The 18,090-nt window shown below is 68.7% G+C and carries 12 protein-coding genes; 3 read left to right on the plus strand and 9 right to left on the minus strand.

Annotated features, from left to right (window positions below; translation table 11 throughout):
- Positions 1-154 precede the first annotated feature (154 nt).
- Positions 155-1,792 carry a formate--tetrahydrofolate ligase gene (locus AC3ANP_RS01020; protein ID WP_488333117.1) on the plus strand — a complete coding sequence of 546 codons (1,638 nt, stop codon included), beginning with the start codon at positions 155-157 and terminating at the stop codon, positions 1,790-1,792.
- Between the two features lie 207 nt (positions 1,793-1,999).
- On the opposite strand, the gene AC3ANP_RS01025 is transcribed toward AC3ANP_RS01020, so the two are convergent.
- From AC3ANP_RS01025 to glmS, 8 genes are all read right to left on the minus strand, one after another.
- Positions 2,000-3,085: an inositol-3-phosphate synthase gene (locus AC3ANP_RS01025; protein WP_488331534.1), complete on the minus strand. Its 1,086-nt coding sequence runs from the start codon at positions 3,083-3,085 to the stop codon at positions 2,000-2,002.
- Between the two features lie 186 nt (positions 3,086-3,271).
- Positions 3,272-4,309, minus strand: a complete 1,038-nt coding sequence (gene mgrA / locus AC3ANP_RS01030) for an L-glyceraldehyde 3-phosphate reductase (protein WP_488331535.1) — start codon at positions 4,307-4,309, stop codon at positions 3,272-3,274.
- Between the two features lie 38 nt (positions 4,310-4,347).
- On the minus strand, positions 4,348-6,123 hold the full coding sequence (treZ, locus tag AC3ANP_RS01035; RefSeq protein ID WP_488331536.1) for a malto-oligosyltrehalose trehalohydrolase: 1,776 nt from the start codon (positions 6,121-6,123) through the stop codon (positions 4,348-4,350).
- Positions 6,124-6,163: 40 nt separating this feature from the next.
- The gene (gene treY, locus AC3ANP_RS01040; RefSeq protein WP_488331537.1) at positions 6,164-8,521 is read right to left on the minus strand and encodes a malto-oligosyltrehalose synthase; all 2,358 of its coding nucleotides are present in this window, start codon (positions 8,519-8,521) and stop codon (positions 6,164-6,166) included.
- Positions 8,518-10,758 (minus strand): glycogen debranching protein GlgX, encoded by a 2,241-nt coding sequence (glgX, locus tag AC3ANP_RS01045; RefSeq protein WP_488331538.1) that lies wholly within the window; start codon positions 10,756-10,758, stop codon positions 8,518-8,520. Before glgX ends, treY begins: the two co-directional genes overlap by 4 nt.
- Before the next feature lie 90 nt (positions 10,759-10,848).
- On the minus strand, positions 10,849-12,372 hold the full coding sequence (locus AC3ANP_RS01050) for an NAD(P)H-hydrate epimerase (protein ID WP_488331539.1): 1,524 nt from the start codon (positions 12,370-12,372) through the stop codon (positions 10,849-10,851).
- 5 nt (positions 12,373-12,377) lie between these two features.
- Positions 12,378-12,725 carry a holo-ACP synthase gene (locus AC3ANP_RS01055; RefSeq protein WP_488331540.1) on the minus strand — a complete coding sequence of 116 codons (348 nt, stop codon included), beginning with the start codon at positions 12,723-12,725 and terminating at the stop codon, positions 12,378-12,380.
- A 4-nt stretch (positions 12,726-12,729) separates the two neighbouring features.
- Positions 12,730-14,622, minus strand: coding sequence for a glutamine--fructose-6-phosphate transaminase (isomerizing) (gene glmS / locus AC3ANP_RS01060; RefSeq protein WP_488331541.1), 1,893 nt, complete (start codon positions 14,620-14,622; stop codon positions 12,730-12,732).
- A gap of 113 nt (positions 14,623-14,735) precedes the next feature.
- Between glmS and coaA the strand changes: the two genes are divergently transcribed.
- Positions 14,736-15,710, plus strand: a complete 975-nt coding sequence (coaA, locus tag AC3ANP_RS01065; protein ID WP_488333118.1) for a type I pantothenate kinase — start codon at positions 14,736-14,738, stop codon at positions 15,708-15,710.
- Positions 15,711-15,715: 5 nt separating this feature from the next.
- Complete coding sequence (locus AC3ANP_RS01070) at positions 15,716-16,606, plus strand: M15 family metallopeptidase (protein ID WP_488331542.1); 891 nt, start codon at positions 15,716-15,718, stop codon at positions 16,604-16,606.
- Between the two features lie 12 nt (positions 16,607-16,618).
- Here AC3ANP_RS01070 and glmM read toward each other — a convergent pair whose 3' ends face one another.
- Positions 16,619-17,980: a phosphoglucosamine mutase gene (gene glmM, locus AC3ANP_RS01075; RefSeq protein WP_488331543.1), complete on the minus strand. Its 1,362-nt coding sequence runs from the start codon at positions 17,978-17,980 to the stop codon at positions 16,619-16,621.
- Positions 17,981-18,090: the final 110 nt, after the last annotated feature.

An 18,090-nucleotide genomic window follows, 5' to 3' on the forward strand; every position in this document is an offset into this window, starting at 1 on the left:
GGACGACGCCCTGAGCCGAAGGACAACGATGTCTGAGAACAGCACGGAAACCGCAGCCGCCGGCACCGCCGTCGAGAGCCCAGCCGAGGAAACCGCTGGGCACGCAGACCGGCCGCCGGCCCTGAGTGATCTGGACATCGCGCAGCGGGCCACCATGCGACCCATCGAGGACATCGCCGCGGCGGCGGGCATTAACCCTGAGGCGCTGGAGTTCTACGGCCGGTACAAGGCGAAGATCGATCCGGCCAAGCTCAACCGGACCGGTACGCGCGAACCGGGCAAGGTGGTGCTGGTCTCGGCAATGTCCCCCACCCCGGCCGGCGAGGGCAAGTCCACCACCACCGTGGGCCTGGCCGATTCCCTGGCCCGCGCCGGACACCGCGTCATGATCGCCCTGCGCGAGCCCTCACTGGGACCGATCCTGGGCATGAAGGGCGGCGCCACCGGCGGCGGCTACTCCCAGGTCCTGCCGATGGACGAGATCAACCTGCATTTCACCGGCGACTTCCACGCCATCACCTCCGCCAACAATGCGCTGATGGCGCTCGTGGACAACCATATTTACCAGGGCAACGCGCTGAATATCGATCCGCGCCGGATGACCTTCAAGCGGGTGCTGGACATGAACGACCGGGCGCTGCGGGAAGTGGTGATCGGCCTCGGCGGCCCGACCCAGGGCGTGCCGCGGCAGGACGGCTTCGACATCACCGTGGCCTCGGAAATCATGGCCGTGTTCTGCCTCGCCACCGGCCTGGACGACCTGCGCGCCCGGCTGGGCCGGATCACCTTCGGCTACACCTACAACCGTGAACCGGTCACCGTCGCTGACCTCGGCGCCCAGGGCGTCCTCACCATGCTGCTCAGGGACGCGCTCAAGCCCAACCTGGTGCAAACCATCGCCGGCACGCCGGCGCTGGTCCACGGCGGCCCGTTTGCCAACATCGCGCACGGCTGCAATTCGCTGATCGCCACGCAGACCGCGCGGAGCCTGGCCGACATCGTCGTCACCGAGGCCGGCTTCGGGGCGGACCTGGGCGCCGAAAAGTACATGGACATCAAGTCCAGGATCGCCGACGTCGCACCGTCCGCCGTCGTGGTGGTGGCGACCATCCGGGCGCTGAAGCTGCATGGCGGGGTCGCCCTGGACCAGCTGACCGAGCCCAACGTCGGCGCCCTGGCGGCGGGCGCGGCGAACCTGCAGCGGCATGTGCGCAACGTGGAGAAGTTCGGCATCACCCCGGTGGTGGCGATTAACAAGTTCGGCACGGACGCCCAGGAGGAGCTGGACTGGTTGCTGGAGTGGTGCGCCGCGGAGGGTGTGCAGGCCGCCGTGGCCGACGTTTGGGGCCGCGGCGGAGGCGGCGACGGCGGCGACGAACTCGCCACGAAGGTCGCGGCGGCGCTCGGCGCCCCGCACAGCTTCCGTCCCCTGTACCCGCTGGACATGCCTGTCGAGGACAAGATCCGCACCGTTGTGCAGGAGATCTACGGGGCCGACGGCGTGGAATTCTCCGTCCCAGCGCTGAAACGTCTGGCGGAGATCGAGAAGAACGGCTGGTCCGGCCTGCCGGTCTGCATGGCGAAGACGCAGTACTCCTTCAGCGACGACGCCACCAAGCTGGGCGCACCGAAGGGGTTCACCGTGCACGTCAGGGACCTGATACCCAAAACCGGGGCCGGCTTCATCGTGGCACTCACCGGGGCCGTCATGACCATGCCCGGGCTGCCCCGCGTGCCGGCAGCGATGCGGATGGACGTCGACGCCGCCGGAAACCCCGTCGGCCTCTTCTAGCCCCGTTGCGCTATCAACGGGTCCTTGTGGATATCCGGAGCAGGGATCCGGCGTCGGATAAGAATGGTTCCTCATGCGACCACCTGTTGCGTTGCCGGCCCACGGAGCTCCACGGCCGTTAAACGCCGGTTGCCCTATCACATGTGGCGGCTAAACCGGCTGTTTAGGCGCCACATGTGATAGGGCAACTCGGGGTTTGGGTCGGGCTTAGCGCTCCAGGTCGCCGCGGATGAAGGCCTCGACCTTTTCCCGGGCAAGGTCGTCGTTGAACTGCTCCGGCGGGGACTTCATGAAGTAGCTCGACGCCGAGAGCAGGGGGCCGCCGATACCGCGGTCCAGGCCGATCTTGGCGGCACGGATGGCATCGATGATTACGCCGGCCGAGTTGGGTGAGTCCCAGACTTCGAGCTTGTATTCGAGCGACACCGGGGCGTCGCCGAAGTTGCGGCCTTCGAGGCGGACAAACGCCCACTTGCGGTCGTCCAGCCACTGCACGTAGTCCGAGGGGCCGATGTGGACGTCGCGCGGGGCGATGTCGGCTTCCACGTTGGAGGTCACGGCCTGGGTCTTGGAGATCTTCTTGGACTCGAGCCGGTCGCGCTCCAGCATGTTCTTGAAGTCCATGTTGCCGCCGACGTTCAGCTGGTACGTGCGGTCCAGGGTGACGCCGCGGTCCTCGAAGAGCTTCGCCATGACCCGGTGCGTGATGGTGGCACCGATCTGGCTCTTGATGTCGTCGCCGACAATCGGCACGCCGGCGGCGGTGAACTTGTCTGCCCACGCCTTGGTCCCGGCGATGAACACGGGCAGCGCATTGACGAAGGCCACGCCGGCGTCGATCGCGGCCTGTGCGTAGAACTCGGCAGCTTCCTGGGAGCCCACCGGCAGGTAGCAGACCATGACGTCGACCTTGGCGTCCTTGAGGACCTGGACGACGTCGACCGGTTCCTCCGGGGACTGCTCGATGGTTTCGAGGTAGTACTTGCCGAGGCCGTCAAGGGTCGGGCCGCGCTGGACGGTGACACCGGTCGGCGGTACATCGGCGATCTTGATGGTGTTGTTTTCGCTGGCGAGGATCGCGGCGGAGAGGTCCTGGCCCACCTTCTTGCCGTCGACGTCGAACGCTGCGACGAACTCCACGTCGTTGACGTGGTACTGGCCGAACTGCACGTGCATCAGACCCGGGATCGTGGCCTGGGGGTCGGCGTCCCGGTAGTACTGGACACCCTGGACCAGCGAGGTGGCACAGTTACCCACGCCGACGATTGCTACACGAATCGGATTTGCAGACACGAAACTCCCTTTGAGAACAAACTTCAGGCACCCGGCCCGGACGCACTCTGATGTACGACGGCCGCAAACGGGCACAGCGCCATACGGCACCCTTGCATTCTAGCCAACGCCACCGGGAGGCGGGTTGTTCCCGCTCCCGGCGGCGAATCTGTTACGGACGGTGCGGTGCCGTCCGTCCGCTCCGGTTCACTTCTGCGCCCAGAGGTTGATCCCGGACTCGACGGCGAACTCGTCGATCGCTTCCAGCTCCTCGGCCGTGAACTCGAGCCTGTTGACCGCCGCCAGGGTGTCCTCGAGCTGACCGACGCTGGAGGCACCGACCAGCGCGGAGCTCACGGCGGTGCCGTTGGCTTGCGGGCGGAGGATCCAGGCGATGGCCATCTGCGCCAGGGTCTGGCCGCGGCCCTCGGCGATCCGGTTGAGCCCGCGCACCCGGTCCAGTTTGTCGTCGCTGATCATGGCCTGGTCCAGGGACTTGTGCTGGGCGGCACGGGAGTCCTCCGGTACGCCGTTGAGGTAGCGGTCGGTGAGCATGCCCTGCGCCAGCGGCGAGAAGGCGATGGATCCGGCGCCCACCTGTTCCAGCGCTTCGTAGAGGTTCGGGCTGCCGTTCTCGGTCCAGCGGTTGAGCATCGAGTAGCTGGGCTGGTGGATCAGCAGCGGCGTGCCGAAGTCCTGCAGGATCCGCGCCGCTTCGAGAGTCTGCTCCGGCGTGTAGGAGGAAATGCCGGCGTAGAGCGCCTTCCCGGACCGCACTGCATGGTCCAGGGCGCCCATGGTCTCCTCCAGCGGCGTCTGCGGGTCCGGCCGGTGGCTGTAGAAAATGTCGACATAGTCCAGCCCCATCCGTGTCAGCGACTGGTCCAGGCTCGCCAGCAGGTACTTGCGGGATCCCCACTCCCCGTAAGGTCCCGGCCACATGTTGTAGCCGGCCTTGCTGGAGATGATCAGTTCGTCCCGGTAGGGCGCGAAGTCGTCCTTGAGGTGCCGGCCGAAGTTCGTCTCGGCCGAACCGGCCGGCGGCCCGTAGTTGTTCGCCAGGTCAAAGTGCGTGACGCCCAGGTCGAAGGCGCGCCGCAGGATCGCCCGTTGCACCTCGAAGGGCTTGTCGTCGCCGAAGTTGTGCCACAGGCCCAGCGATATGGCCGGCAGTCTCAGGCCGCTGCGGCCCACCCGGCGGTACGGCATGGCGTCATAGCGGTTCTCCGCTGCAAGGTATGTCATGGGTCTATCCTGCCTCCATCAAGCATCGTTCCGGTGTGTCAGTGGAATCCGCGCGCCACGACGGCGGCGCTGTGGCCGGGCAGTCCAAGCCGGCCGGCCGCGAGGCTGACGCCGTCGTCGGTGGTGAGCAGCAGCGATCCGCCGCTGACGGGCAGCTGCCGCGGCTCGGCGGAAAAGTTCAGCGCCACCTCCACGGTGCCGCGGCGCAGCAGCAGCCAGCCTTCGTCCTCGCTGACGTCGACGGCGGTGTCCGCGAACCCGCCGCCGGCCAGTTCCGGCGTCGCCCGCCGCAGCGCGATCAGTTTGCGGTACAGCTCCAGCAGCCGGGCGTGGTCCCCGGACTCGGACTCGGCCCAGTCCAGCTTGGAGCGGGTGAACGTGGCCGGGTCCTGCGGGTCCGGGACGACGGCGGGGTCCCAGCCCATCCGTTCGAATTCCTTGATCCGGCCCTCCGCGGTGGCCGTGCCGAGCTCCGGTTCCGGGTGCGAGGTGAAGAACTGCCACGGCGTGCTGGCGCCGTACTCCTCGCCCATGAACAGCATCGGTGTGAACGGCGCGGTCAGGGTCGCGACGGCGGCGAGCGCCAGCGGCCCGTAACCGAGGCTCTGCGAGAGCCGGTCCCCGGTGGCGCGGTTGCCGATCTGGTCGTGGTTCTGGCTGCAGACCACCAGCGCCGACGGGTGAACCAGGGAGGCGTTGATGGGCCGGCCGTGGTGCCGCCCCCGGAAGCTGGAGTAGCTCCCGTCGTGGAAAAACCCCTTCTCCAGGACCTTGGCCAGGGCGCCCAGGGAATCGAAGTCGGCGTAGTAGCCGGTGGTTTCCCCGCTGACGTTGACGTGGACCGCGTGGTGGAAGTCGTCGCTCCACTGCCCGGCAAGGCCGTAACCGTTCGCGTCGCGCGGGTAGAGCAGGCGCGGGTTGTTCAGGTCGGACTCCGCGATCAGGGTCGCGGGCCGGCCGGTCTCCGCCGCCACGGCATCGGCCAGGGCGCCGAAGTCCTCGAGCAGATGGACCGCACGCTCGTCCTTGAAGGCGTGCACCGCATCGAGCCGGAGCCCGTCCACGTGATAGTCGCGCAGCCACATCGCCGCGTTGTCCAGGATGTAGCGGCGGACGACGTCGGAGCCGGGCCCGTCCAGATTGACCGAGTCACCCCAGGTGTTGCCTTCGCCGGCCTTCAGGTAGGGCCCGTAGCGGGGCAGGTAGTTGCCGCTCGGACCGAGGTGGTTGTAGACGACGTCCTGGATGACGCCCAGGCCGGCGGCGTGGGCGGCGTCCACGAAGCGCTGATAGGCAGCGGGACCGCCATAGCCCTCGTGCACGGTGTACCAGAGGACGCCGTCGTAACCCCAGTTGTGGGTGCCGTTAAACCCGTTGACCGGCAGCAGTTCCACGAAGTCGACGCCGAGCCGGGCCAGGTAGTCGAGCTTCCCGATCGCCGCATCAAGGGTTCCCTCGGGCGTGAAGGTGCCCAGGTGCAGCTCATAGATCACGCCGCCCGCCAGCCCGCGCCCGGCCCAGCCGGCGTCCGCCCACTCATGGGCGCCGGGGTCAAAGGTGCGCGAGAGCGTGTGCACGCCCTCGGGCTGCCGGCGGGACCGCGGATCCGGCAGCGGCGTGCTGTCCCCGTCCAGGAGATAGCCGTAGTCGGTGTCCCCGGCAGCCGGGGCCTGCGGAGCGGTCCACCAGCCCGGTGCGCCGTCCCGCGCGGTGCGCGTCATCGGGTACGGCTGGCCGCCGGCGAGCAGGGTCACTTCCTGCGCGTCCGGCGCCCAGACGTCGAACCGTTCGGATCCGTGTGCGGCGAGTGTCATTGCCGTTCCCCCTGGGTCGGTTTTGGTCAGTACGGGTGTGTCAGGCGACGGGTGCCAGCAGGGCCACCGGGTAGTCCCGGAGGATCTCCGCCACGGCCGCGCTGCCCGGGCCGAAGGTAGCGCCGGTCAGCTCGTCCGTCATGGCGACGGGCAGGTCCACGGCGGTGTCCTGCCAGCCGCCGCTCCGCTCGAGGCCGCGCGGCAGCCGGGTCGCCAGGGTGATCGCCCCGGGTGATGCCGGAGCCCCCGCCCGGCGGTCAGCACCGCGGTCAAAGGCGAGCAGGTGCCCGGCCGCGGGGCCGGTCGCTGCCACCGGGGCGTAGCCGCCGAAGAGGTCGGGCCTGTCCCTGCGAAGCCGCAGCGCCCGGGAGGTCACCAGCAGTTTCGCCTCGTCCGCCCGGTACGACGCCGGCCGCTCACCGGCGTCGAGCCCGTCCAGGGCGGCGCGCCGCGCCGCGAAGTCGAACGGCCGCCGGTTGTCCGGGTCGGTCAGCGAACGGTCCCAGAACTCGGTGCCCTGGTAGACGTCCGGGACCCCGGGCATGGTGAGCTGGACGAGCTTGGCGCCCAGGGCGTTGACGGCGCCGTAGGGATCGAGCAGGGCCACCAGCGCGTCAAGCTCGGCGCGGACCGCCGGGTTGTCGAAGGCCGCGTCGACGGCGGCGGCCAGCTTTGCTTCGAAGTCCGGGTCCGGGTCGAGCCAGTCGGTCGAGTTACCGGCCTCTCGGGCGGCCTTCCGGGCGTACGACTGGAGGCGTTCCCGGCTGGCCGGCCACGCTCCGGCCACCGCTTGCCAGAGCAGGTTTGCCAGCGGCCCGTCCGGCAGCGGCGCGTGCCCCTGCAGCCGCCCGAGCGCCGCCGTCCACTCCGGAGCCGCTTCGGCGAGCACCGAGATCCGCGCCCTGGTGTCCTCGCTGCGCTTGGTGTCGTGGGTGCTGAGGGTCGTCATGGACAGCGGCAGCCGGGCCTGGCGGCGGCCCATCCGGGCGTGGAACTCCTCGACGGGCAGAGCGAATTCGGTCGGGTCGGCGCCGACTTCGGTCAGGGTTCCCAGCCGGGTGTACCGGAAAAATGCGGTGTCCTCGACGCCCTTGGCCATCACCATGCCGGAGGTCTGCTGGAAGCGGCGGCCCAGTTCCGCGTCGGCGCCGGGACCGGCGTGCAGCAGCAGCGGCAGCAGCACCGCCACGGCCGGTTCCAGCTCGGGGCGGCGGCGGCCCGCGAGCCCGCACGCTTCGCGCAGCACGGCCTCGCCCTCGGGCAGGTAGCTGCGGTAGACCGGGAACGCCGCGATGATCTCGGACAGGGCGTCGACGGCGGTCTGCTGGCTGAGCCCCGCGGTGTCCGGCACCAGCCGGCCGAGCCGGCGCATTTCCGAATGCAGGATCCCGTCGGTGATGCGGCGCTTGGTGTTCCGGATCATGTCCTCGTAGTCGGCGGGCTTGCCGCCGCGAAGTGAAGCGTCCAGCGCGTCCAGGCCGGACTGCCCGGCGGGGTCGATGAACACCCGGTCCACGTCTGCGAGCGCGTCGTAGCCGGTGGTGCCCTCGCAGGCGAAGGCCGCCGGGAGCTCTTCACCGGGCTCGAGGATCTTTTCGATCAGCAGGTAGGCCCCGCCGGTCACCTCGCGCAGCCGCGTCAGGTAGCCTGCCGGGTCGGCGAGGCCGTCCGGATGGTCGATCCGGAGCCCGTCGACTAGGCCTTCCCGGAACCAGCGGACAACTTCCTGGTGCGCTGCGTCGAAGACTTCCGGGACCTCGACCCGGATCCCGGCCAGGGTGTTGACGGCGAAGAACCGGCGGTAGTTCAGGTCGTTGTCGGCCCGCCGCCAGCCGATCAGCTCGTAGTGTTGCCGGTCGTGGACCTCGCGCGGGCTCTCCCCCGTCGGGTCACCGGCGGAGTAGCTGCCCTCGGCCAGCGGGAAACGGTGCTCGTAGTAGCGCAGTTCGCCGTCGCGGATCTCGAGGGCATCCAGGTCCGAGTCCTCTCCCAGCACCGGGATGCGGATCCGGCCCCCGCCGAAGTCCCAGTCGACGTCGAACGCCGGGGCGTAAGGGGACTGCCGGCCCTCCTTGAGCAGCGACCACCACCACGGGTTCTGGGCCGGTGTAGCCACACCGACATGGTTGGGCACGATGTCGACCAGGACGCCCATGCCGGCAGCCCGGGCCGCCGCGGACAGCGCCGCGAGCCCGGCAGGTCCGCCACGGTCCGGGTCGATCTCGGCGGGGTTGGTGACGTCGTAGCCGTGGTCCGAGCCCTGCTCTGCGGTGAGGATGGGCGAGAGGTAGACCCAGTCCACGCCAAGGTCCTTGAGGTAAGGGACCTTTTCGGCGGCGTCGAACAGGGTGAAGCCCGGCCGGATCTGCAAACGGTAGGTGGAGACCGGGGTCCTCATCCCTTCGTTGCCCTTTCCTCGCTTGCTTCCGCGGCCTTGGTCTGGGCTTCCACCATCTCCTCCTGGGCTTCCTCGTGCTCGGCCATGGAGGCCAGCGACGCTGCGGCGGAGTGGTCTACTTCTACTTCGGGGCCCGAATGTGCCCGCAGAACCACCATGGACTTGGCCGCCAGTGCCAGGACGGACCCGGCCTTGAGCGGTTCGTCTTTGTCAGCCTGGTCTGCGGTGTCCACCAGCAGATCCCAGAACGGCGAATACTCATCGTTGGGCAGGGCGAAGTCTACGTTATCGTCGTGGGCGTTGAACGCCAGCAGGAAGCTGTCGTCGGTGATCCGGCGCCCGCGGGAGTCCTGCTCCTGGATGCCCTCGCCGTTGTAGAACACGCCAATCGTCCGGCCGAAGCCGCTGTCCCAGTCCTCCGGCAACATTTCGCTGCCGTCGGTCTTGAGCCAGACGAGGTCGGGCAGCTTCTCGCCCTCGCCGCGGACGACTGGCCGGCCTTCGAAGAACCGGCTCCGGCGGAACGTGGGATGGTCGTGGCGGATCTTGTTGACGAAGGCCGTGAACTCGATGAGCGGCTGGTCCATGGCGTCCCAGTGCACCCAGCTCAGCTCGGAGTCCTGGCAGTAGGTGTTGTTGTTGCCCTGCTGGGTGCGCCCGAGCTCGTCACCGTGGAGCAGCATCGGCACGCCTTGGGAGAGGAGCAGCGTGGCAATGAAGTTCCGCTGCTGGCGGGCACGGAGGGTGAGGACCTTGTCGTCGTCGGTGTCGCCCTCCACGCCGCAGTTCCAGGAGCGGTTGTGGGATTCGCCGTCGTTGTTGCCTTCGCCGTTGGCCTCGTTGTGCTTCTCGTTGTACGAAACCAGGTCGCGCATGGTGAAGCCGTCGTGGGCCGTGACGAAGTTGATCGAGGCCACCGGCCGTCGGGCAGAGCTCTCGTACAGGTCCGCCGATCCGGTCAGGCGGGAAGCGAATTCGCCCAGCGTGGACGGTTCGCCGCGCCAGAAGTCGCGGACCGTGTCCCGGTACTTGCCGTTCCACTCGGTCCACTGCGGCGGGAAGTTGCCCACTTGGTAGCCGCCGGGACCGACGTCCCACGGCTCGGCGATCAGCTTCACCTGGGACACGATCGGGTCCTGCTGGATCAGTTCGAAGAAGGTGGAGAGCTTGTCGACGTCGTAGAACTCACGGGCCAGGGTGGAGGCAAGGTCGAAGCGGAAGCCGTCCACATGCATCTCGGTGACCCAGTACCGCAGGGAGTCCATCAGCAGCTGCAGGGAGTGCGGGTGCCGCACGTTGAGCGAATTGCCGGTGCCGGTGTAGTCCATGTAGTGCTTCAGGTCGCCGTCGACGAGGCGGTAGTAGGCCTGGTTGTCGATGCCTTTGAAGGACAGCGTGGGGCCCAGGTGGTTGCCTTCGGCGGTGTGGTTGTAGACGACGTCGAGGATGACTTCGATACCGGCCTTGTGCAGCTCCCGGACCATGGCCTTGAATTCCTGGACCTGGTGTCCTACGTCGCCGGAGGAGCTGTAGGTGTTCTGCGGCGCGAAGAAGCCGATCGTGTTGTAGCCCCAGTAGTTATTGAGGCCCTTCTCCACCAGGGTGCCGTCGTTGACGAACTGGTGCACCGGCATGAGCTCGATGGCGGTGACGCCCAGCTTCTTCAGGTGCTCGATGACCGCCGGGTGGGCCACGCCGGCGTAGGTGCCGCGCTGCTCTTCGGGGATCTCCGGGTGGAGCTCGGTCAGGCCCTTGACGTGCGCTTCGTAAATGACCGTGTGGTGGTAAGGGATCCGCAGCTGGCGGTCTCCGTCCCACTCGAAGAACGGGTTGATGACCACGCCGTGCATGGTGTGGGGCGCGGAGTCGGCGTCGTTGCGGGAGTCGGGGTCGCCGAAGTCGTAGGTGAAGAGTGCCGGGTCCCAGTCGATCTGGCCTTGGACAGCCTTGGCATACGGGTCCAGCAGGAGCTTGTTCGCGTTGAAGCGGTTGCCGCTCGCCGGATCGTACGGGCCGTGCACCCGGTAGCCGTACTTCTGGCCCGGCTGAATCTGCGGCAGGTAGCAGTGCCAGACGTAGCCGTCGACCTCGGTCAACTCAATCCGGGTCTCGCTCAGGTCGTCGGCCAGGAGGCAGAGCTCGACCCGCTCTGCCTGTTCGCTGAACAGGGCGAAATTGGTGCCGGTGCCGTCAAAGGTGGCTCCCAGCGGGTAAGCCGTACCGGGCCAGACTTCCATGTGTACTCCTCATGCGTGGCGAACTATCTCTAGATAGACTACTTGTAAGCAGGGTTAGTATTTGACCGGCCGCGGCACTCGGGGCCTTTGTTACCGCAGCGCCATGACCCCGGGCAGCTGTTCCGCTATGGCGGACGCCCGGAGCGGGCCGCCGCCGGAAGCGAGCGCTCCGGCCCGGCCATGCAGGCTTGCCGCCATCGCCGCGACGGCGGCCCAGCGGTCCGGACCGGCGATGCCGCGGCGGCTGAACGGCGCGGTCACGTCCGCCAGCTGGGCCAGCAAGGCGCCCAGGATCCCGGCCAGGACGTCCCCGCTCCCGGCGGTGGCCATCCAGGGGCTGGCCTCGGCCTGGCTGAACAGGGCCCCCGAGGGTGCGGCCACCAGGGTGGTGGCTCCCTTCAGCAGGACGGTGGCGCCGGTCAGGGCGGTCGCCTGCCGGACGGCAGCCAGCGTGGAGTCCTCCACACCGGAGCGCGGCGGCGCCTCGCCGTAGCGGCCCAGCAGCGTGGCCAGTTCACCGGCGTGCGGCGTCAGGATGGTGCTGGGCGCCAGCTGCCGGGGCAGGGCCGGGAGGGCGCCGGCGTCGGCCACGGTCGGCAGCCCGGCGTCCGCTGCCTCCCGGACCCGGTCCAGTTGTTCGTTCGCGCCCTCGTCAAGCCCGGAGCCGAGCAGCCAGGCCTGGACGTGGGCGTCCGCGACGCTGGTTCCGCAGACCACCTCCGGGCACGATTGCCGGACCAGGTCGGCCACGGCCGGGGGCCCAATGTAACGGACCATGCCGGCGCCCGCGGCGAGGGCACCGCGGCAGGCAAGCACAGCTGCGCCCGGGTAGCGCGTTGATCCGGCCACCACACCGAGGACGCCGCGTGAGTACTTTTGGGAGCGCCGGTCCGGGCGCGGCAGCAGCGCGGAAAGGTCGCCGGCCTCGAGCCGCCGCAGCTCCGGGTCACCCAGCGCGTCCTCGATCCCGATGGGGATGATCCGCAGCCGGCCGGTGAAGTCTGCACCGGGGTCGGCGAGGAGGCCGGTCTTGGCAGCGCCGAACGTCACCGTCACGTCCGCGGGCAGGATGGGTTCGTGCGCCTCGCCGGTGTCCGCATCGACGCCGCTGGGAAGGTCGCAGGCCACCACGAGTCCGGGACGGGCCTGTCGCAGCTCGTCGACCAGGAGTGCGGCGGCCCCGCGCAGCCCGCCGCTGGCGCCGGTTCCGAGCACAGCATCGATAACGACGTCGGCCCGGGCGGCGTCCGCGGCCAGTGCCTTGGCGTTGGCATCGGTCAGGTCCGCAGCCCGGCCGCCGGCGGCACGGAACGCCTGCAGCGCCCCGGGGTGCGCGGCCGCCGCGGTGAGGATCGCCGTCGTCCGGAGCCCGCGGCGGGCCAGCAGCGCCGCGGCGAAAAGCCCGTCGCCGCCGTTGTTGCCCTTACCGGCGAGTACCGTCACGCTGGAGCCGTAGGGCCGCAGCCCTCTCCCCTGCAGCTCGCGGATCACCGCGTGGGCGAGTCCATAGGCGGCCCGCTGCATGAGAACAGCGCCCAGACCGGCGTCCGCGGTTGATTCGAGGAGTTGTTGTTCGACTTCTCGGACGCGGGTCCCGGTGTAGGCGCTGATCATCAGGTCTAGCCTTCGGCGATCACCGTGGCGGTGGCGATGCCGCCGTCGTGACTGATCGACAGGTGCCAGCGCTTGACGCCCTTGGCGTGGGCCACGGCCAGCACCGTCCCCTTCACCTGCACGGTGGGGCCGTTTTGGTCCAGGCCGATCCAGCAGTCCTGCCAGTTCATCCCGGCGGGCGCGCCGAGCACCTTGGCCACCGCTTCCTTGGCGGCGAAGCGCGCCGCGAGCGAACGGGTGTTGAGTTCCCGCTCGGCCGGGACGAACAACCGGTCACGCAGCCCGGGGGTGCGCTCCAGCTGCCGGCCAAAACGTTCAATGTCCACGACGTCCACGCCGATGCCAACAATCATGGGGCTACTCTACGGTCACGCTCTTGGCCAGGTTCCGCGGCTGGTCCACGTCGTAGCCCTTGGCGCTGGCCAGAGCGAGCGCGAAGATCTGCAGCGGCACGGTGGACAGCAGCGGCGCCAGGAGCGTCGGCGTCGGCGGGATGTAGAAGACGTGCTCGGCGTAAGCCTTCACGGCTTCATCGCCTTCCTCGGCGATCACGATGGTCTTGGCACCGCGGGCGCGCACTTCCTGGATGTTGGAGACAACCTTGGCGTGCAGGGAGTCCCGGCCGCGCGGCGAGGGGACGATCACGAAGACCGGCTGGCCTTCTTCGATCAGCGCGATGGGGCCGTGCTTGAGCTCGCCGGCGGCAAAGCCCTCGGCGTGGATGTAGGCCAGTTCCTTGAGCTTGAGCGCGCCTTCCATGGCGACCGGGAAACCGACGTGGCGGCCCAGGAAAAGCACCGATTTGGCGTTCACCATCTGGGTCCCGAGGTCCTTGATCTCGCCCTCGTGGTCCAGGATCGTCTGGATCTTGGCCGGGACTTTTCCGAGGTCCGCGAGGACGTCCTTGATCTCGCCCTGGAACATGTTGCCCCGCAGCTGCGCCAGGTACAGGCCCAGCAGGTAGGCGGCGGTGATCTGGGCCAGGAAGGCCTTGGTGGAGGCCACGGCGATCTCGGGGCCGGCGTGCGTGTAGAGCACCGCGTCGGACTCGCGGGGAATGGTGGAGCCGTTGGTATTGCAGATGGACACCGTCTTGGCGCCCTGTTCCTTGGCGTAACGGACAGCCATCAGCGTGTCCATCGTCTCGCCGGACTGGGAGATGGACACCACCAGTGTGTTCTCGTCCACGATCGGGTCGCGGTAGCGGAACTCGTGCGAGAGCTCCACTTCGGTGGCAATCCGGCACCAGCGCTCGATCGCGTACTTGGCTACCTGCCCGGCGTAGGCCGAGGTGCCGCAGGCCAGCACGATGATCTTGTTGATGTGCTTGAGCAGTTCCGGGTCGATCCGCATCTCGTCAAGGGTCAGCTTGCCCTCAAGATCGGAGCGTCCCAGCAGGGTCTGGGCCACGGCGTCGGGCTGGTCGTGAATTTCCTTTTCCATAAAGGACGGGAAGCCGCCCTTTTCCGCGGAGGCCGGGTCCCAGTCGACGTGGTACTCCTTGCCCTGGGCGGGGGCACCGAAGAAGTCGGTGATCTCGACGGAGTCCGCGGTGATGCTCACGATCTGGTCCTGGCCCAGTTCCACGGCGCGGCGGGTGTAGTCGATGAAGCCGGAGACGTCGGAGCCGAGGAAGTTTTCGCCTTCGCCAAGGCCCACCACCAGCGGGGAGTTCCGGCGGGCGGCCACGACGACGTCGGGCTGGTCCGCGTGCACGGCCAGCAGGGTAAAGGCGCCTTCCAGCCGCTGGCAGGCGAGCTGCATGGCCCGGGTCAGGCCGCCGTTGGCGTTGTCGCCGCCGAGCTGGTTGCGGTAGATCTCGCCGAGCAGGGCAGCTGCCACCTCGGTGTCGGTTTCCGAGCTGAAGGTCACACCCGCGTTGAGGAGTTCCAGCTTGAGCTCGGCGAAGTTTTCAATGATGCCGTTGTGGATGAGGGCCAGTTTGCCGCCGTCGGCCAGGTGCGGGTGGGCGTTCTGGTCCGTCGGGCCGCCGTGCGTTGCCCAGCGGGTATGGCCGATCCCGGTCGTGGCGTCGGCCAGCGGGTTGGCCTCCAGTTCGGCGATCAGGTTGCCCAGTTTCCCCGACTTCTTGCGGGAGTCGATCGCGCCGTCTGCGACGACGGCGATGCCGGCGGAGTCATAGCCGCGGTACTCGAGGCGCCGCAGCCCTTCCAGGACGACGTCCAGGGCTTTGTGCTCAGCATTTACCCGACCATTCGAATGGCCTACATATCCAACGATTCCACACATGGAGATTAGCCTAGCGGGTTTACCGGCCCTCCGGCGTATGGAGATCCCGCCGCACCCCGCCGTTTAGGCTCCGCCCGGCTGTCCATTTCGCTCTCGGCTGGTCAAAGGGCAGAATCTCTAGCGTGACTGTGCAACGCAACGACGCGAACGGCGAGGGCGTCTCCCCGTTCGTGGAGCTGGACCGGCAGACCTGGTCCCGGCTCGCTGCCCAGATGGAGCAGCCCCTCAATGAAGAGGATGTGCTCCGCCTCCGCGGCCTGGGCGACCCCCTGGACATGAAGGAGGTCCGTGACGTCTACCTGCCATTGTCCCGGCTGTTGCACCTTTATGTCGAAGCCGCGTACCAGCTGCACGCAGCCACCACCACGTTCCTGGGCGAGAAGACGCGCCGGACCCCTTTCGTGATCGGCGTCGCGGGTTCGGTCGCGGTCGGCAAGTCGACCATCGCGCGTGTGCTTCGGGAGATGCTGCGCCGCTGGCCCGGTACCCCGAACGTGGAGCTCATCACCACGGACGGCTTCCTCTATCCCCTCGCTGAGCTCCAGCGCCGCCAGCTCGTGGACCGGAAGGGCTTCCCGGAGTCCTACGACCGGCGCGCCCTGCTCCGCTTCGTCAGCGAGGTCAAGGGCGGCGCCGAGGAAGTCACCGCGCCCTGGTATTCGCACGTCACCTATGACATCGTGCCCGGCCGGGAGATCGTGGTCCGCCGCCCGGACGTGCTGATCGTCGAAGGGCTCAACGTCCTGGCGCCGGCGCGGCCGCGCAGCGATGGGCGGCAGGGCTTGGCGGTGAGCGACTTCTTCGACTTTTCCATCTACGTGGATGCCAAGACCTCCTATATCGAGGAGTGGTACGTGGACCGCTTCCGCAAGCTCCGCAGCACTGCCTTCGCGCAGCCCGAGTCGTACTTCCACCGCTACGCGACGCTCTCCGACGATGAGGCAGAGCGGACCGCCCGCGACATCTGGAAGCGCATCAACGAACCGAACCTGGAAGACAATGTCCTCCCCACCCGGGGCCGCGCCCAGCTGGTGCTGACCAAGGACGCGGACCACTCCATCCGCCGCATGCTGCTGCGCAAGGTCTAGCACAGGTGTGCCAGGACGCTGGGCACCGGCCGGTGAGCCTCAGCCGGCGCAGCTTCGGACGGGCCGTCGCGGCCGGGGCGGGTCTCGCCGGGCTGGCTGCCGTGGCGGGCTGCAGTCCGCAGGGCCCGCCCGCCTCCGGCACCGGCACGGCCGCGCCAACGGGCGCCCCGGGTTCCAGCGCCGCATCCGCCGCCGCATCGGGCCAGCCCGGGACGACGCCGGCGCCCAGCACCCAGGCTGACCCGCCGGTTCCGCCGGCGGGCAGCTCCCCTGCGGCGGCGGCCCCGGGCCCGCAGTATTCCCTGACGGATCCGGCGAGCCGGTGGGTGGTGGTCAACAAGCACCGGCCGCTCAACCCCGCGGACTACGCGCCGGCGGACCTGGTGCAGCCCGCGGTGCAGCTGGCGGTCAGTGGGGAGGCGGCCCTGCTGAACCGCACGACGGCGGCAGCAGCGGAACAGATGTTTGCCGACGCGGCGGCGGCCGGCGTCGTCCTGGCGCTGGCGAGCGGTTACCGTTCCTACGCAACCCAGGCGGTGACGTACAACAGCTATGTGGACTCCCGGGGACGCGCGGAGGCGGACACCGCCTCGGCCCGGCCCGGGTACTCGGAGCACCAGACGGGCTGGTCCTTCGATATTGCCGACGGCGGGGGCGCCTGCAGCTTCCTGCCGTGTTTCGCGGAGCAACCGGCCGCGGTGTGGGCCCAGGCCAACGCCTACCGTTTCGGCTTCGTGGTCCGTTACCCCTGGATGCTCCACCCCATCACGGGCTACTACTTTGAGCCGTGGCACCTGCGGTTCGTCGGCCCCGAAGCCGCCGGCGACATGCACCGCCGCGGCATCGCCACCCTCGAAGAGTATTTCGGCCTCGAACCGGCCCCGGCGTACCCCTGACCGGCCGAAGCGTCAGTCGTTGACGAGGTCCAGGGCCAGTTCGGTCCGCACCACGCCCGCCAGGCTTTCGGCGACGTCCTGGGCGGTCTGCAGGTCGGCGGCTTCCACCATGACGCGTACCACGGGTTCGGTGCCGGATGGCCGCAGCAGCACGCGGCCGGTTTCACCCAGGAGTGTCTGCGCCTTGGCTACCGCGTCGGCGACCACGGCGTCGCCCTTGACCCGGCTGCGGTCGACGTCCTTGACGTTGATCAGCACCTGCGGGAGCTTGGTCATGACGTCGGCGAGTTCCTTGAGCGGACGTCCGGTGAGTGCCACCTGGGCGGCCAACTGCAGGCCGGTCAGCACGCCGTCCCCGGTGGTGGCGTACTCGGAGAAGATGACGTGGCCGGATTGTTCGCCGCCGAGGCTGAAGCCGCCTTCGCGCATGGCCTCCAGGACGTAGCGGTCGCCAACGCCGGTTTCCCGCAGCGTGATGCCCGCGTCCTGCAGGGCCAGCTTCAGCCCGAGGTTGCTCATCACCGTCGCCACCAGGACGTCGTCCTTGAGCTTGCCGGCATCCTTCAGCGCGAGCGCGAGGACTGCCATGATCTGATCGCCGTCGATCTCATTGCCTTCGTGGTCCACGGCAAGGCACCGGTCCGCGTCGCCGTCGTGGGCTATGCCCAGATCCGCGCCCTGGGCCACCACTGCGGCTTTGAGCGGTGACAGGTGGGTCGAGCCGACACCGTCGTTGATGTTGAGCCCGTCGGGTTCGGCCCCGATGATGATCACCTCGGCACCGGCGGTCTTGAACACCTGGGGTGAGCAACCGCTCGCCGCGCCGTGGGCGCAGTCGACCACGACCTTGAGGCCTTCGAGGCGGTGCGGGAGGGTGCCGAGCAGGTGCACGATATAGCGGTCTTCCGCGTCGGCGAAACGCTGGATGCGGCCAACGTCGCCGCCCACGGGACGGAAGGGCTCCATGCCAAGGCGCGCCTCGATGGCGTCTTCCACCTCGTCGGGCAGCTTTTGACCACCGCGGGCGAAGAACTTGATGCCGTTGTCGGGGGCGGGGTTGTGGGAGGCGGAGATCATGACACCGAAGTCGGCGTTGAGGTCCGCTACCAGATAGGCGGCGGCCGGCGTCGGCAGTACCCCGGCGTCGTAGACGTCGATCCCGGAACTGGAGAGCCCCGCTTCCACGGCGGCGGCCAGGAACTCGCCGCTGGCGCGCGGGTCACGGGCCACGACGGCGCGCGGCCGGCTGCTGCCCGGGTTGCGGTCGTGCCCCAGCACGACGGCGGCGGCCTGCGCCAACTGCAGCGCCAGCTCGGCGGTCAGCAGACCGTTAGCCAGGCCTCGGACACCATCTGTTCCAAATAATCTAGACATCGCGTCCCAGTTTAGCCGATGGCGTCCGCGGCCCCCGGCGGGCCGGCCCCTCGGCGGGCCATGAGCTGGCGCCTATCGGGCCCGCATCGGGCTTTACCGTAGCGCTTAAA

The organism is Arthrobacter sp. JB02-1C (genome assembly GCF_057748045.1).

Coding starts and splice junctions, on each gene's coding strand:
- treZ (WP_488331536.1), bottom strand. CDS start 6,123: ATGACACTCGCCGCACACGGATCCGAACGGTTCGACGTCTGGGCGCCG.
- AC3ANP_RS01055 (WP_488331540.1), bottom strand. CDS start 12,725: ATGATTGTTGGCATCGGCGTGGACGTCGTGGACATTGAACGTTTTGGC.
- AC3ANP_RS01020 (WP_488333117.1), top strand. CDS start 155: ATGCGACCCATCGAGGACATCGCCGCGGCGGCGGGCATTAACCCTGAG.
- treY (WP_488331537.1), bottom strand. CDS start 8,521: ATGAGGACCCCGGTCTCCACCTACCGTTTGCAGATCCGGCCGGGCTTC.
- glgX (WP_488331538.1), bottom strand. CDS start 10,758: ATGGAAGTCTGGCCCGGTACGGCTTACCCGCTGGGAGCCACCTTTGAC.
- AC3ANP_RS01050 (WP_488331539.1), bottom strand. CDS start 12,372: ATGATCAGCGCCTACACCGGGACCCGCGTCCGAGAAGTCGAACAACAA.
- glmS (WP_488331541.1), bottom strand. CDS start 14,622: ATGTGTGGAATCGTTGGATATGTAGGCCATTCGAATGGTCGGGTAAAT.
- glmM (WP_488331543.1), bottom strand. CDS start 17,980: ATGTCTAGATTATTTGGAACAGATGGTGTCCGAGGCCTGGCTAACGGT.
- mgrA (WP_488331535.1), bottom strand. CDS start 4,309: ATGACATACCTTGCAGCGGAGAACCGCTATGACGCCATGCCGTACCGC.